At 66.7% G+C, this 14,876-nt stretch carries 14 protein-coding genes; 1 reads left to right on the forward strand and 13 read right to left on the reverse strand.

Annotated elements, in window-relative coordinates:
* The first annotated feature begins 1 nt into the window (after position 1).
* Positions 2-640, forward strand: coding sequence for a class I SAM-dependent methyltransferase (locus ACUWEX_RS09635; protein WP_445996095.1), 639 nt, complete (start codon positions 2-4; stop codon positions 638-640).
* Here the strand turns inward: ACUWEX_RS09635 and dapF are convergent.
* The 13 genes from dapF to ACUWEX_RS09700 all read right to left on the reverse strand — a co-directional run bounded on the left by dapF (position 613) and on the right by ACUWEX_RS09700 (position 14,789).
* Entirely contained in the window at positions 613-1,491 is an 879-nt protein-coding gene (gene dapF, locus ACUWEX_RS09640) for a diaminopimelate epimerase (protein ID WP_445996096.1), read from the reverse strand. The genes ACUWEX_RS09635 and dapF overlap by 28 nt on opposite strands.
* A gap of 182 nt (positions 1,492-1,673) precedes the next feature.
* On the reverse strand, positions 1,674-2,627 hold the full coding sequence (miaA, locus tag ACUWEX_RS09645) for a tRNA (adenosine(37)-N6)-dimethylallyltransferase MiaA (RefSeq protein ID WP_445996097.1): 954 nt from the start codon (positions 2,625-2,627) through the stop codon (positions 1,674-1,676).
* Positions 2,624-4,249, reverse strand: a complete 1,626-nt coding sequence (gene miaB, locus ACUWEX_RS09650; protein WP_445996098.1) for a tRNA (N6-isopentenyl adenosine(37)-C2)-methylthiotransferase MiaB — start codon at positions 4,247-4,249, stop codon at positions 2,624-2,626. The genes miaA and miaB overlap by 4 nt, the downstream gene beginning before the upstream one ends.
* A 19-nt stretch (positions 4,250-4,268) precedes the next feature.
* A complete protein-coding gene (locus tag ACUWEX_RS09655) occupies positions 4,269-5,246 on the reverse strand; it encodes a regulatory protein RecX (protein ID WP_445996099.1) in 978 nt (325 codons plus the stop codon).
* 55 nt (positions 5,247-5,301) lie between these two features.
* On the reverse strand, positions 5,302-6,357 hold the full coding sequence (gene recA, locus ACUWEX_RS09660) for a recombinase RecA (RefSeq protein WP_077052840.1): 1,056 nt from the start codon (positions 6,355-6,357) through the stop codon (positions 5,302-5,304).
* Positions 6,358-6,707: 350 nt separating this feature from the next.
* Positions 6,708-6,932 (reverse strand): DUF3046 domain-containing protein, encoded by a 225-nt coding sequence (locus ACUWEX_RS09665; RefSeq protein WP_079728426.1) that lies wholly within the window; start codon positions 6,930-6,932, stop codon positions 6,708-6,710.
* Positions 6,933-7,069: 137 nt separating this feature from the next.
* Positions 7,070-7,378 (reverse strand): helix-turn-helix domain-containing protein, encoded by a 309-nt coding sequence (locus ACUWEX_RS09670; protein WP_077052838.1) that lies wholly within the window; start codon positions 7,376-7,378, stop codon positions 7,070-7,072.
* A gap of 252 nt (positions 7,379-7,630) precedes the next feature.
* The gene (locus ACUWEX_RS09675; RefSeq protein ID WP_079728425.1) at positions 7,631-8,125 is read right to left on the reverse strand and encodes a CinA family protein; all 495 of its coding nucleotides are present in this window, start codon (positions 8,123-8,125) and stop codon (positions 7,631-7,633) included.
* A 10-nt stretch (positions 8,126-8,135) separates the two neighbouring features.
* The gene (pgsA, locus tag ACUWEX_RS09680; protein ID WP_445996100.1) at positions 8,136-8,759 is read right to left on the reverse strand and encodes a CDP-diacylglycerol--glycerol-3-phosphate 3-phosphatidyltransferase; all 624 of its coding nucleotides are present in this window, start codon (positions 8,757-8,759) and stop codon (positions 8,136-8,138) included.
* Positions 8,760-8,762: 3 nt separating this feature from the next.
* Positions 8,763-11,759, reverse strand: coding sequence for a DNA translocase FtsK 4TM domain-containing protein (locus ACUWEX_RS09685; protein ID WP_445996101.1), 2,997 nt, complete (start codon positions 11,757-11,759; stop codon positions 8,763-8,765).
* Positions 11,760-11,818: 59 nt separating this feature from the next.
* A complete protein-coding gene (locus tag ACUWEX_RS09690; RefSeq protein WP_445996102.1) occupies positions 11,819-13,048 on the reverse strand; it encodes an ABC transporter permease in 1,230 nt (409 codons plus the stop codon).
* Positions 13,045-13,734, reverse strand: a complete 690-nt coding sequence (locus ACUWEX_RS09695; RefSeq protein WP_445996103.1) for an ABC transporter ATP-binding protein — start codon at positions 13,732-13,734, stop codon at positions 13,045-13,047. Before ACUWEX_RS09695 ends, ACUWEX_RS09690 begins: the two co-directional genes overlap by 4 nt.
* Positions 13,731-14,789 carry an HlyD family efflux transporter periplasmic adaptor subunit gene (locus tag ACUWEX_RS09700; protein WP_445996104.1) on the reverse strand — a complete coding sequence of 353 codons (1,059 nt, stop codon included), beginning with the start codon at positions 14,787-14,789 and terminating at the stop codon, positions 13,731-13,733. The genes ACUWEX_RS09695 and ACUWEX_RS09700 overlap by 4 nt, the downstream gene beginning before the upstream one ends.
* Positions 14,790-14,876: the final 87 nt, after the last annotated feature.

The raw sequence follows: 14,876 nt of genomic DNA on the forward strand, positions 1-14,876 counted from the left end.
TATGTCTAGCGATCACTACTTCACCGGGGTGCCGGAGAGCGAGCTGAAACTCCGACCGTTGTCGGTGAAGCTCGCGGGGCAGGACCTCGATCTGGTCACCGCGTCAGGCATTTTCAGCCCCGACCGTCTCGATCAGGGGACTCAGGTTCTGTTGGCCAATACTCCCGAGCCGCCGCCGGGTGGCGACTTCTTGGATCTCGGGTGTGGCTGGGGGCCGATTTCTCTGACCCTGGCCCTGTCGAGCCCGCATGCGCGGGTCTGGGCCGTCGATGTGAACGAGCGCGCCCTCGATCTGGTGCGTCGTAATGCCGAGAAGGCCGGCGTTACCAACATCAACGCCGTTCTGCCCTCAGATGTTCCTGACGACGTGCGTTTTCGCACGATCTGGTCGAACCCGCCCATCCGTGTCGGCAAGAACGAGCTGCACGGCATGCTCGAGAAGTGGATGCCGCGGCTCGAGCCGTCCTCGGACGCCTGGCTCGTGGTGCAGCGCAACCTCGGCTCGGACAGCCTGCACCGTTGGCTCTCGGACACGCTTCCCGACGACTTCCACGTGACGCGCGCCGCGACCGGCAAGGGCTATCGCGTGTTGCGCGCCCGCCGCTCCGGTGCTCAGTTGATCTCGAGCGACCCGGAGTAGACGAGTTCGGCGGGCCCTGAGAGTGAGACGTGCTCGCCGTCTTGCGTCGGGAACATGCGCACGCCGAGGGTTCCGCCGGGAACGTCGACGCGCCAGTGATTCGGCGCCGCCTGACCGGCCCAGTGACGGGTCGCCAGCGCGGCCGCCGCGACACCGGTTCCGCAGGAGAGCGTCTCGCCGCTGCCCCGCTCGTGCACGCGCATGCGGATGCGGGCGACCCCGTCGCTCACGAGCGGCTCTGCCGGCACGACGAATTCGACGTTGGCGCCCGCGAGCTGTTCGGGCTCGAGGTGCGGGATGTAACTGAGGTCGGCCTGATCGAGCTCGCTGTCGTCGGCGAGGGCGACGACGACGTGCGGGTTGCCCACATCGATGCCGAGGCCCGGGCGTGCGACCTTAAGGTTCTTGGCGCGCACGAGGGGCTCGTTGCCGTCGAGGCGCCACCGGCCGAGGTCGACCTGGAAACCGTTGTTCGACGCCTGCACGTCGCGCACGCCGGCGCGCGTGCCCACGGCCATGGTGCTGCCGGGCTCGATGGTGGCGAGGCCCTGCTCGATGAGGTACTTCACATAGACACGGATGCCGTTGCCACACATCTCGGCGATCGAGCCGTCGGCGTTGCGGTAGTCCATGAACCATTCGGCGTCAGGGTCCTCGGCGAGGGCCGCTGCACCCGCGTCGATGTTCGCCGAGCGGACCGCGCGGATGATGCCGTCGGCCCCCACACCGAAATGCCGGTCGCAAATCGCGGCGATCTGCGCGGGCGTCAGCTCGCGCTCACCGACGGGGTCGGAGTACAGGACGAAATCATTGCCCGTACCGTGGCCTTTGGTGAAGTGCAGCGTCGACATGGGACCAGTTTATGGCGACGGAGGGCGCATCCCTGGCACCCCGGGGCACATCGGGCACTCTGGGCACGTCGAGCACGTCGAACACGTCAGGAACGTCAGGAAAGTCAGGAACGTCGGGCATGTCAGGAACATCGGTCATGTCAGGAACATCGGGCGATTGGAGCCCTCCCGTGCGATCCAACCTACGGGGCCTGATGCTCCGCGATCAGGCGCAAGGCGTGGTCGACGAGTCGTGGGTCGTCGTAGTCGAGCCAGTGCGCGTGCGGGTAGCGCTTGAACCAGCTCACCTGGCGCCGGGCGTAACGGCGGGTGAGTGCAGCTGTTTGGGCGCGCGCCTCGTCGGCCGAGAGTTCGCCGGAGAGTTGCGCCAGGGCCTGGGCGTAACCGATCGCGCGACTGGCGGTGACCCCGCGCTCGATGCCCGCCTGCCGCAGGGCGTCGGCTTCGGCGACGAGACCGTCCGCCCACATGCGGTCGACGCGGCGGTCGAGGCGTTCGACCAGCTGCTCTCGGGGCGCTCGGAGGCCGAGGATGACGCTGGGATGCCACGGCGTGGGCTCGTCGGGCAGCGCGGCGCTCGGGGCATCCCCCGTCATTTCGGCGACCTCGAGGGCGCGCACGATGCGACGACCGTTATGCGGCCCGACGCGTTCGGCCGTGGTCGGGTCGATGACGGTGAGCCGCCGGTGCAACATGCCGGGGCCGACGGCCGCCAGCTCGTCTTCGAGTCGTTGCCGGATGACCGGATCGGTGCCGGGGAAATCGAATTCGTAGATGACGCTCGACACGTAGAGCCCCGACCCGCCGACGAGCACGGGGGTCTTGCCGCGGTCGAGGATGTTCCGGATGGCTTGCCGCGCGGTCGGCTGGTAGCGGGCGACCGTCGCCTCTTCGGTGACGTCGAGGACGTCGAGGAGATGGTGCGGGACGCCGCGGCGTTCCTCCGGTCGGAGTTTGGCGGTGCCGATGTCCATGCCGCGGTAGAGCTGCATCGAGTCGGCGTTGACGATCTCGACGTCGCCGGTCGTGCCGGTGAGGCGTTCGGCGAGTGCCAGTGAGAGATCGCTCTTGCCGGTTCCGGTCGGGCCGACGACGACGATCAGTGGCGCGCCGCCGCCGGTGGAGCCGTCGGTCACCGTTGGGCGTCGTCGGGGTGGTAGATGGGCATCGTGCCGACACCGGGGCTCGTGAGCGGTTCGCGCGAGCCGATACGGATGGTCGGAAGCCCAAGGGACACGGCTCCCCCGGCGGCCGACGAGGACGTCACGGCGCCGGCGGGCGTCGGAGCGCCGCAGCTGTCGGCTTGGGCGCGATCCCAGGCGTCGCCTGCGCGCGTGCGGCGGACCACGAGAGGCGCTCCGTCGAGAGAATCGGCGATCAGGTGGAATGGCGCAGCCTGCGTGATGGTCACCGTGACGACGTCGCCGGGCCGCGGGACGTCGGACCCCTCGGGCAGGTCGAAGTGCACGAGGCGGGAGTCTTCGGCTCGGCCGCTCATGCGCAGGGTTTCGGAGTCTTTCTTACCCTCGCCCGTTGCGACGAGCACGTTGACCTGCCGGCCGATGATGCCGCGGTTCTCTTCGAGGGAGATGCGGTCTTGCAGGGCCAGGAGCCGTTCGTAACGCTCCTGCACGATCGCTTTGGGGATCTGGTCGGGCAGGGTTGCTGCGGGGGTGCCGGGGCGCACGGAGTATTGGAACGTGAACGCGGTTGCGAAACGCGCGGCCTCGACGACCCGCAGTGTCTCGGCGAAGTCCTCTTCGGTTTCTCCGGGGAACCCGACGATGATGTCGGTGGAGATCGCTGCGTGCGGCATCTTCTCGCGAACGCGGTCGAGGATGCCGAGGAATTTGCTCGAGCGGTAGGACCGCCGCATGGCTTTCAGGATGCGGTCGGAGCCCGACTGCAGGGGCATGTGCAACTGCGGCATGACGTTGGGGGTCTCGGCCATGGCGTCGATCACATCGTCGGTGAAGGCGGCGGGGTGGGGGCTCGTGAAGCGCACGCGCTCGAGACCGTCGATCTGGCCGGCGGCACGCAGCAGTTTTCCGAAGGCCTGACGATCGCCGAACTCGACGCCGTAGCTGTTCACGTTCTGGCCCAGCAGGGTGACCTCGATGGCCCCGTCGTCGACGAGGGCCTGCACCTCAGCGAGGATGTCTCCCGGGCGGCGGTCCTTCTCCTTGCCGCGCAGTGACGGAACGATGCAGAACGTGCAGGTGTTGTTGCAGCCCACCGAAATGGACACCCAGCCGCTGTAGCTGGAGTCGCGCTTGGTGGGCAACGTGGACGGGAAGGTCTCGAGCGACTCGAGGATCTCGATCTGCGCTTCGTCGTTGTGGCGGGCGCGCTCGAGGAGGTTGGGCAGGGCGCCCATGTTGTGGGTGCCGAAGACGACGTCGACCCAGGGGGCCTTTTCGAGGATGGTGTTCTTGTCCTTCTGGGCGAGGCATCCGCCGACGGCGATCTGCATGCCCTCGTGCCGCTTCTTCACGGAGGCGAGGTGGCCCAGGTTGCCGTAGAGCTTGTTGTCGGCGTTTTCTCGCACCGCGCACGTGTTGATGACGACGATGTCGGCCTCGACGCCGTCGGCCTTGACGTATCCCGCGGCCTCGAGAGAACCGCTGAGGCGCTCGGAGTCGTGCACGTTCATCTGGCACCCGAATGTGCGCACCTCGTAGGTGCGCGCACTTCCGTCGGACTTGTGGGCCGCGACGGAGGGGCTGATGTGGCGTGGGGCTTCAAGCAGGTCACTCATGATGGGACTAGCTTACGGACTAGCGAAAGCGAACGCTGGATCGGCGCCCGCGGATGATCTCGCCGACCACCGTGCGCACGACCCCGCCCGGATAGCCGCGCCGTGCGAGGAACCCCACTAGGCGGCGCTCCATCGTGGCGTCGTCGAGAGAGGTCATCTGCGACGCCCGCTTCTCGGCCACCTCGCGGGCTGCGCTCAGCTCGTCGTCGGAGTCGATGTCTTCGAGCACCTCATCGATTACTTCGGCGGGGATCTTGCGCGTGCTCATGAGGCGCGCCACGACCTGACGGCTCTGGCTCTTGCGCTCGTAGTGGGAGTAACGCAGCTGCTCGGCCAAGGCCCGATCGTCGACGTAACCGAGTTCGCGGAGGCGCTCGAGGAGCTCGTTGGCCTGGTGCGCCGTGAGGTCGAGGGCCAGGCATTCGGCGAGGATCTCGGCCTCACTGAGGCCTCGACGCCGCAATTTCTTGAGAATGGCGTTTTCGACGTCGTCGATCGACGGCGGAAGCTCGTCGACCATGTCGTCATCAATCGCGGAGACGTCGGCGCCACCGCGTTTGCGGGCGAGGCTCGCCACCGGCGCCCGCCGTGCGGACTCACCGCCGATGTCACCGGGCCCGGTGCCCGAAGCCGCGGACCCGGAGAGGTGTCCCCCTGCGGAGCGCTCCTCGCCGGGAGCGGGTGAGAACTCACCGGCGTGCGGTGTCGAAGAAGCCGACACGGGCGCGATCGTGGCGACGTCGTGGCGTGTCGACGGTCGGCGCGAGCCGACAGGAGCCACAGCTTCGACGCCCGAAGTGCTCGAGCCATCGCCGGTGCTGGGTGCCGTGTCATCGACGGGATCGAGGGCGGAGCCGGCGGGATGGTTTCCCCGAGCCCGGCCATGCTCTTCGCCTCGTTTCGCCTTGCGCGACGCCGAGAAGGAGATCACCGGAGCCAGTTCGTGCTGGCCCGCGTCGCTCTCGTCTGCGGGACCTGCTGTGAATCTGACCACCATGGTGACCTCCTTCTCGCTCTATGGATGGGTGCTGCGCGACAGTGTCGCGCAGCGATCAGGCGCCGCGGCGGGCGGTGAGCTGATCCGTCGTCTCGGCCTCTTCGAGCGGGGCCGCCCCACCGATGCCGAGCTTCGACTTGATCTTGTCTTCGATCTCGTTGGCGATGTCGGGGTTCTTCAGCAGGAAGTCGCGCGCCTTTTCCTTGCCCTGACCGAGCTGGTCGCCACCGTAGGTGTACCAGGCGCCGGACTTCTTCACGATGGCGTGCTCGACACCGAAGTCGATGAGGCTGCCCTCTCGCGAGATGCCGATGCCGTAGAGGATGTCGAACTCGGCCTGCTTGAAGGGCGGAGCCATCTTGTTCTTGACCACCTTGACGCGCGTGCGGTTTCCCACGGCCTCGGTGCCATCTTTCAACGTCTCGATGCGACGGATGTCCATGCGGACGGAAGCGTAGAACTTCAGCGCCTTACCACCGGCGGTCGTTTCGGGGCTTCCGAAGAAGACACCGATCTTCTCGCGCAGCTGGTTGATGAAGATGGCCGTGGTCTTGGTCTGGCTCAGCCCACCGGTGAGCTTGCGCAGGGCCTGCGACATGAGTCGAGCCTGGAGACCGACGTGCGAATCACCCATCTCACCCTCGATCTCGGCACGCGGCACCAGGGCCGCGACAGAGTCGATGACGACGAGGTCGATCGAGCCGGAACGGATCAGCATGTCGGCGATCTCGAGAGCCTGCTCACCCGTGTCGGGCTGGGACACGAGCAGCGCGTCGATGTCGACGCCGAGCTTGCGGGCGTATTCGGGATCGAGCGCGTGCTCGGCATCGATGAAGGCGGCGATGCCGCCGGCACGCTGCGCGTTAGCGATGGCGTGGAGTGTGAGGGTCGTCTTACCCGACGACTCGGGGCCGTAGATCTCGACGATGCGGCCGCGCGGGATGCCCCCGATGCCGAGAGCGACGTCCAGCGCGATCGATCCGGTCGGAATGACCTCGACGGGAGCGCGCTCGTCGCTGCCCAACCGCATAACGGATCCCTTGCCGAACTGGCGATCGATCTGGGCCAGCGCGGTTTCTAATGATTTTTCACGATCTGCGGGTGAAGGCATGTCGTCACTCTTTTCTCTGCTCGTTCTCGATGCGCCTATAGGCTGTCGCGACCAGGGCGGCCGGTGACAAGGCTGGAGGTTTCTCCTCGACGTTTTCGACAGTACGACCCACCACCGACATTGCGAATGGCACGAGGCGATCTGTGGAGAAATCCGAGTTTCCGCTCCTGTGAGGAGCTTAGCGCGATCCGAACGGATGTTCGAGAGAATCGTTCGGGCGTGTCGAATACCGTTTCGGCAGGGAAGGTACCGGGAGCGCAAGCATCCCGAACGACAACGGGCATAAAGGGCGCAGCGGGCGCGACGGCCACCACGAGCACGACGAGCGCGACGAGCACGACGTAATGGTGTCAGGCGCGCGGTGGAGGCGTTCCCACGCCATACCAGCGCTCGCGAGGCACATCGGTGGCCCGGCACAGGGCAAGCCAGACCTCACGAGGGGGAACGCCGTCGGCAATGGCCTGGTTAGCGGTGCGGGACCCGATATCCCCGAGGACGAGATCAGCGGCGAGGACACGACCGTAGCCGGCACCGAATTCATCGGCGATCGCTTGCTTGAACTCACTCTGCTTCACGTCCTCAACGCTATCAAGCACGGCCGACAGTGAGAACCAGATCAGAACCCGACGCCGGGGGAACGCAGAAACCCCGCCTGGTGTCAGGCGGGGTTTCTGAAGCTGAGGCCGAAGCCGGGCAATCGAGGAGGGCCGGTTTAGCGAGTGACCAGATCGGCATCCAGTTCGGCGACGAAAGCGTCGGGAACGGTGTCGGGAATCGGATCGATGCCCTCGATGACGGCCAAGCGATCGCCGACCTCGCGCATGATTGTCGATATCGGAGTCTCGAGCGCTTCGGCAACCGAGGCGAGAATCTCGCTCGACGCCTCTTTCTGACCGCGCTCTACCTCACTGAGATAACCGAGCGCGACGCTCGCCTTGCTCGCGACCTGACGAAGCGTGCGCCCCTTTTGCAGGCGGAAGTCGCGAAGAACGTCGCCGATCTCTTGACGAACTAAAACCATTGCAGCCTCCCTCTCTGTGCCCTGAACCTCAGGGACGAAACCCGTGAGCCCGCGGGCCTGGTGCCCTTTCGACCGCCGGAGCATGCGCTTCGGGGATGGCTAACAATACCTGCTGCCGTGAAAAAAACACTAACCACGATCACTGGGCTTTTCTTGTGAATCAGTAACCTGTAACGCGACCGAAACGAGAACTATTCCAGCTCGTTATTCGGGTAGGGATCCGAATGCGCCGAGCCCGCATCGGACGTCGATTCAGAGCCTCTCGAGCGCGGTCCGTAGCTCGCGGAGCGCCTGCTCGACCGTCGAGCGTCGGATCTCGTCGCGCGTTCCCTCGAGCTGGAGAGCGACGACATGTACTTCGCCCCGGATGCTGATGCCCACGAAGACCGTTCCGACCGGTTGACCGTCTTGCGGGTCGGGACCCGCGACGCCCGTGGTTCCGACGCCGACATCCGCCGAAGCCCCGTCGATGGCGGCGGCATGACGCACGCGGTCGGCGAGCTGATGTGCGACATCCGGATGAACAGCGCCGCTCTCAGCGAGCAGCTGAGCGTCGACGCCCACGAGCGAGTGTTTGAGGCGGGTGTCGTATGCCACGATGCCGCCACGGACCGCGCGAGAGGCCCCGGGGGTGTCGATCAAGGCCGAGACGAGAAGGCCACCCGTCAGCGACTCGGCAACCGCGATGGACCACCCCTTGTCACGCAGTAGGGCGACGATGGCGGCCGAGTCGAGTGCGCGAGTCATGTCGTCAGCGTCACCGCGGGGAGCGTCGACCGCGCACCTCGGTGAGAACGTAGTCGATGCCGCTCGCGATCGTGAGCACCACGGCCGCGGTCATCGTGATGATGTTGAGCACGACGACCCACTCCCCCACGACGCCGGCAAGCGGGAGGAGCGCGAGCGAAATGGCGACAGCCTGCATGACGGTCTTGAGCTTGCCCATCCACGCGGCTGCGACGACATGGTCGCTCGCGACGATCATGCGGTGCACGGTGACGCCGACCTCGCGCACGAGCACGACCGCCGTGATCCACCAGGGAAGCTCTCCGAGACTCGAGAGGGCCACCAGGGCGGCTCCCGTCAGCACCTTGTCGGCGATGGGGTCGAGGAGCTTGCCGAGATCGGTGACCAGGTTGCGGCGGCGGGCGATCGCGCCGTCGATGCCATCCGTGGCGATCGCCAGAATGAAGAGGATGCCGGCGACCCACCGCAGCGTGCCATTCTCGCCGTTGTCGGCCAACAAAAGCCAGACGAAGATCGGGGCCAGAATGATGCGGGCCACCGTGATGGCATTCGGCAGGTTGAGGTTGGACGGCCGAGCAGCCGGATCGCGGATAGGCTGGCCGCCCTGTTCGAACGACGCGTCGCGTGACGCCATGTGTTACTCCCTGCCGGTCAGCTGCCAGGCGTCTTCATCGGGTTCGCCCTCGACCTCAGGATACCCGTGAGACATTCGCGCGACCGGATCGTCGTGGTAGCGGTCATCCGAATCGTCGGGGTCGCTGTGGGGCGAGCCCTGAGATGTGGAGGCAGCCCCGGAAGCCATTCCTGCAGCACCCCCGTTGTTCGCGGACGGCGGCGTGAAGGACGGCGCCGACGGGCCGTCTTCTCCCTTGATGCGCGCCATCAAAGCGGGCAGTTGCTCGGCCGTTACCAGCACATCGCGGGCCTTGGAACCCTCGGAGGGGCCCACGATGTCGCGGGATTCCATGAGGTCCATGAGGCGACCAGCCTTGGCAAAACCGACGCGCAACTTGCGCTGCAGCATCGAGGTCGAACCGAATTGCGTCGAGACGACGAGCTCGGCCGCTGCCAGGAGCAACTCGAGGTCGTCTCCGATATCGGCGTCGATCTCCTTGCGCTCGACCACGGCCTCGACGTCTTTGCGATAGTCGGGGCGGGCCTGTTGCGTGACGTGTTTGACGACCTTTTCGATCTCGGCCTCGTTCACCCAGGCACCCTGCACACGAATAGCCTTGGACGTGCCCATGGGCAAGAACAGGCCGTCGCCCTGGCCGATGAGCTTGTCGGCGCCCGGCTGGTCGAGGATGACTCGCGAGTCGGTGACGCTCGTCACGGCGAAGGCCAGTCGAGACGGCACGTTGGCCTTGATCAGACCCGTGACCACGTCGACCGACGGGCGCTGCGTGGCGAGGACGAGGTGGATGCCGGATGCTCGCGCCAGCTGCGTAATGCGCACGATCGACTCTTCGACATCGCGCGGGGCAACGAGCATGAGGTCGGCGAGCTCGTCGACGACGACGAGCAGGTAGGGGTAGGGCTTGAGGACGCGCTCACTGCCCGCGGGGAGCACGATCTCGTCGTTGACGACGGCCTTGTTGAAGTCGTCGATGTGGCGGAAGCCGAACGACGCCAGGTCGTCGTAACGCATGTCCATCTCCTTCACGACCCACTGCAGCGCCTCGGCGGCTTTCTTGGGGTTCGTGATGATGGGCGTGATGAGGTGCGGCACACCGGCATAGGGCGCGAGCTCGACACGCTTGGGGTCGATGAGGACCATGCGCACTTCGTTGGGCTTCGCCCGCATCAGCAGGCTCGTGATCATCGAGTTGACGAAGCTGGACTTACCAGACCCCGTGCTACCCGCGACCAGGAGGTGAGGCATCTTGGCGAGGTTGGCCACGACATAGCCGCCGCCGACGTCTTTGCCCACACCGATCGTCATGGGATGCGTGCTCTTGACGGCTGCCCCCGAGCGGAGCACATCACCGAGGGTGACGATTTCGCGGTCGCTGTTGGGGATTTCTACACCGATGGCCGATTTGCCCGGGATGGGCGACAGGATGCGGACCTCGTTCGATGCGACGGCGTAGGAGAGGTTCTTAGACAGGGCCGTGACCCGCTCGACCTTGACGCCGGGGCCGAGTTCGATCTCGTACTGTGTGACGGTCGGGCCTCTGGAGAAGCCCGTGACCCGCGCGTCGACGCTGAACTGGGTCAGGACTTCGGTGATGGCGCGGACGACCTCGTCGTTGGCCTCGGACCGCTGCTTGGCCGGCTCACCCGCGGCGAGCGTGGTAACGGACGGCAGACGGTAGGGATTCTCGGGGGAATCGGACGGCTCGGGCGTGCCGAGGCCATCCTCGTCGAGCAGACCGATGCTGCCCATACCGGGCAGGACCTCGGTGACACTCTCGGGCCCGTCGTCGCGCAGGCCTGAGGTGCTGGGCGTCGCCGAGCCCGCTCCGGCCACGCGCTTCGAGTGCTCCCACTCGCCGAGTGCTGCTTCGGCACGGGAGAGGTCGCCGATGACGGCGGTCATGCCCTCGTCGGTGGGAAGAGGCGTGGCGGGCACGATGGGCGAGGGACGCTCGTCGTCGGGCCGCTCGAGTGCCGTATCGAAGCCACCGACGCCCCGGCCGGCTTTGCCGCCGAGCAATTCGGTGACGGCGTCGTCCGACGACGCTTCGAAATCGGGGTCTTCTTCACGCTGGTTCTTGTTGCGGCGCCACCACGGAAGCGAATCGGTGTCTGCGGCGTCGACAGCCTCGTCATCGTCGGATGCGGCGGAACGCTTCGCCGCGTCTCGCTCGGCGGTTTCGACGATGTCGGTGCCGAACATCCACGCGTAGAGCTCGCGGAAGCGCTGGCCGACCTTGTTGGGCGGCGTCTTCGTGATGATGAACAGGCTGAGCAAGAGGAGCAGCGACAGGATGATGCCCGAGCCGATGGGCGTGAGCAGGGCCGTGAGCGGTGCACCGGAGAGCCAACCGATGACGCCGCCGGCGGCCGCGAGGGCGGGCATGCCGTCGCTCGGGTTGGGCAGGGCCGAGAACGAGTGGCACAGCCCGGAGATCGAGACGACCGCGAGGCCTACGCCGATGCCGATGCGGCCGTTGTCATTGACGGAGCTGGGGTGTCGAAACAGCCACACGGCCAGGGCGAACATGACGATGGGCATGATGAAGGCCGCACGACCGAAGATGCCGCCGAAGGTGTAGGCGTCGAGATTCTGCGCGACGGGGTCGTTGACGCCGAACCATTCGATGACGACACCGGCGACAGCCAGAAGGAGGATGAAGAACGGGACGCCGTCGCGACGCTCGTCTTTGGCGAGGTTCTCAGGGCCGAATGCGCGAGCGCCCCCGCCCGCGAGGTGAGCAAGCCCCATCCAGGCACGGGCGAGGATGTTCGTGCTCGGCGCCTGTTCGTCGGCGGTCGGGTAGGCGACCGTGCGGGACGAGGCCTTATTCGCCGAGGCGGTTGTCTTGGCGGCAGCCCCCTTGACCGCCGCGCTGCCGGAACCGGCTCGCGTGGAGGTCGACGTTTTCGTCGCCGCGCCCTTCTTGGGCGCACTGGATGCGCTGCCGCTAGCCTTCGTGCGGCCGCGGCCCGTCGGTGCTGAACTCGGAGCCATACCGTCCACGCTAGCCCGCACCACCGACGATCGCCCGTATTGACGCGGCCGGTCGGCCATCACGAACGGATCGCGTCGATAACCCTGACCCGCACGGCGATCGTTGCCGGCAGGGCTCCGGCGAGCACCCCGACGGCGAGCGCCGCGCCGATTCCGAGGAGCGCGGCATCCATCGGGAACGGGGGTGGATCGCTCAATCCCCCGGCAGCGAAGAGCTCCCGCACGGCTGGGAGACTCATGATGAGGATCGCCGCTGCCACGCCCGCGATACCTGCGACCAGCGTGCCCAGCACACTCTCGAGGAGCACCGCCGAGAACACGCGCGCGGATGACGCCCCGAAGCTCCGACGTATGCCCACCTCGCGGATGCGCTGACGCATGGTGACGACGGAGATGTTCAACAAGCTCAGGGCTCCGAGGATGAGGATGACGACCGCGACGGCGTTGGTCAGCATGCGGAGCGGCAGCAGAGGGTCTTCGCCATTGGTGTAGGCGCCTGCATCGGTGCGCGTGACATCGACGCTCACCGATGATCCGAGCGATGCTTTCAGCTCGCTTTCGAGCTGGCCCCGCAGCACGTCGACGTCGGCCGGAGGCACCCACGCCTCGAAGGTGCGACCGCTGCCCGACAGGACGTCCTGCGGCAGGACCTTCTCGGCCCCGCCTGGCAGGATGTACGCCGCCGGCATACCGCTGTCGTAGGGCGGCACGAACGTGCCGATGACGACGACGCGGTGCGCCGGATCTCCGTCGATCGACACCACCGGGTGGCTCTCGAGCGGGGGCGAGCCGAGCGCTTCGTAGAAGTACTTGTCGACGACGACAGCCGGCACGAGGCGGTCGTCGTCGTCGGCCGCAAACCAGGAGCCGTCGGCGAGGCGCACCCGGTGCATTTCGAGGTAGGACGGGCTGACGACCGTGAAGTTCGTGTCGATCTCGCCGCCGCCCGGGAAGCGCATCGGCAGACCCGTATTGGTGACGTTGGAGACAAAGTCCATGCGGTGCCTGTCGACCGATCTCGCCCAGGCATCGTCTACGGCGTCAAGAGCCGCGGGCGAGGCATCCGAGGGGTAGGCGTTGACCGAGAGCGTCGCATCGCGCCCGCCCGACACTTCATTCTGTTCGGCGATGGCCTGCTGGGCCAGGCTCGCCGCGGCCACAGAAGCACTCAACGCGCACACGGCGATGGCCACCCCGAGGAGCGAGAGCAGAACCCGTGCCCGGTGCACCCGGATCTCTTGCCAGGCTTCGACGAGCACGCCGAGGACGTTCGTCACGACGGCGTTCACGCGAATACCGCCTCTTCGAGGGACCCGGACGCCAGCCGATAGTGACGCTCACTGAGCGCGGCGATGGCCGGATCGTGGGTGATGGTGACGATCGCGGATTGTTCTTCGGCGACGATCTCGTCGAGCAACCCCATGATCGAGATGCCCGTTTCGACGTCGAGCGCACCTGTCGGCTCGTCGGCGAGGATCAGTCTCGGCCGCCTGACGAGGGCGCGCGCGATGGCGACGCGCTGCTGTTCGCCGCCCGAGAGGTTATGCGGCAGGGACCGTCGCCGGTGGGACAGCCCCACGCGGTCGAGCATCTCATCGGCGAGCGCTTCCCGCCGCCAATAGCTCGAGCCACCGGCGTAGACGAGCGGCAATTGAACGTTCTCCGAGGCGGTTCGCCCGTCGAGCAGGTTGAACTGCTGGAAGACGAAGCCGATGTTCGCACCGCGCAGGCGATCGCGCCGGCGATTGGACAGGGTCAGCACGTCCTCCCCCGCGATCTCGAGCGCGCCGCTGGTCGGGAGGTCGAGCATGCCCAGCAGATTAAGGAGGGTGGATTTGCCGGACCCCGATCGTCCGACGATCGACACACGCTCACCCGCCTCGACCCTCAACGAGACGTCGGCGAGGATGGTGAGAGGTTCGTCATCGATGCGCTCGACGACGCGCCCGATCCCCTGTGCCGCGACGAGGCTCACGGGACGAGACCCTCGTCGCAGATTTCGCTGCCGTCGGGCTGGAGGGCGCACCCCGTCGACTCGGGATCGGTGACATCCGTGCCGGGGACGAACTCATAAACCGTGTCACCCTCGGCGACGCCTTCGACGATCTGGATCTGCACTCCATCGGTGATCCCGAGCTTGACGGGCCGCTCCTCAGCCTCGCCCTCGGCATTTTGCACCCACACGGACCCGCTGTCGGCGTTTCCCTTGACGGCGGTCGTCGGCAGTGTCACGACGTTCTCGGCCGATCCGGCCTGGATGGTGAGCGCGCCCGTCAGGCCCGAGAACACCCGGACCTCGGCGGGGACACGGCAGGTCAGCGCCGTCGCACCGCCGCCGCCGGTTGCCTCGCCCGACGGGTCGGAACCGTTCGCGGCCGAACCATCCCCCGCTGTCGCCGGGTCGCTGATCTGCAGGGATGTGCAGGTGAATTCGCCCGGACCACCCTTGAGGCTCACGCTCGCCTCGCCGGGAATCGACGACAGGCGATAGAGGTCCTCTGGTTTCAGCGAACCCTGCACGATGAACGCATCGGGGGTGATCTTCGCGACCACATCACCCACCGCGACCTCCTGCTTGGTGATGACCGGGAGCGCACTGATCGTTCCGGCGGCCGGCGCGACGATGGCTTCGGCGACCACTTTGGGTTTCTGCGGAACAACTGTCTCGGTGCCGTCGGGAGCCATGCGTGTCACCGGGTCGACGGGCGTTTCTTGACGGACGGCCCCGATGCGCTCGCCGGCCGAGACCTTCTGCCCGATCGTGACCGTCAACTCGGAGACCGAGCCCTGCAGCGTGGCCTTGGCGTCGACTGCCGTATCGGCTCGAACGCTTGCCGGCACGGTCAATGAGTTCTGCAGAGAGGACAATCCAGCCGTGACGACGGGTTCTTCGATCGACGCCGAGGCCTCTGCCGGCGCGCTCTCGGCCGACGCATCTGGGAAGAACGCGATCTTGACGAGGGCGGCCGCTATCGCCGCCACCAGGACGACCCGCACGATCGGCAGAATGATCCGACGCCACACACCCATTACGTTCCCCTTGCGGCCCGCAGGCCCTCCCCCGCCGAAGATCTTCCGGCTCGCCCGCACCACGAGGCCGGACTGACGACGGATGCC

This window comes from Okibacterium fritillariae (assembly GCF_052783725.1).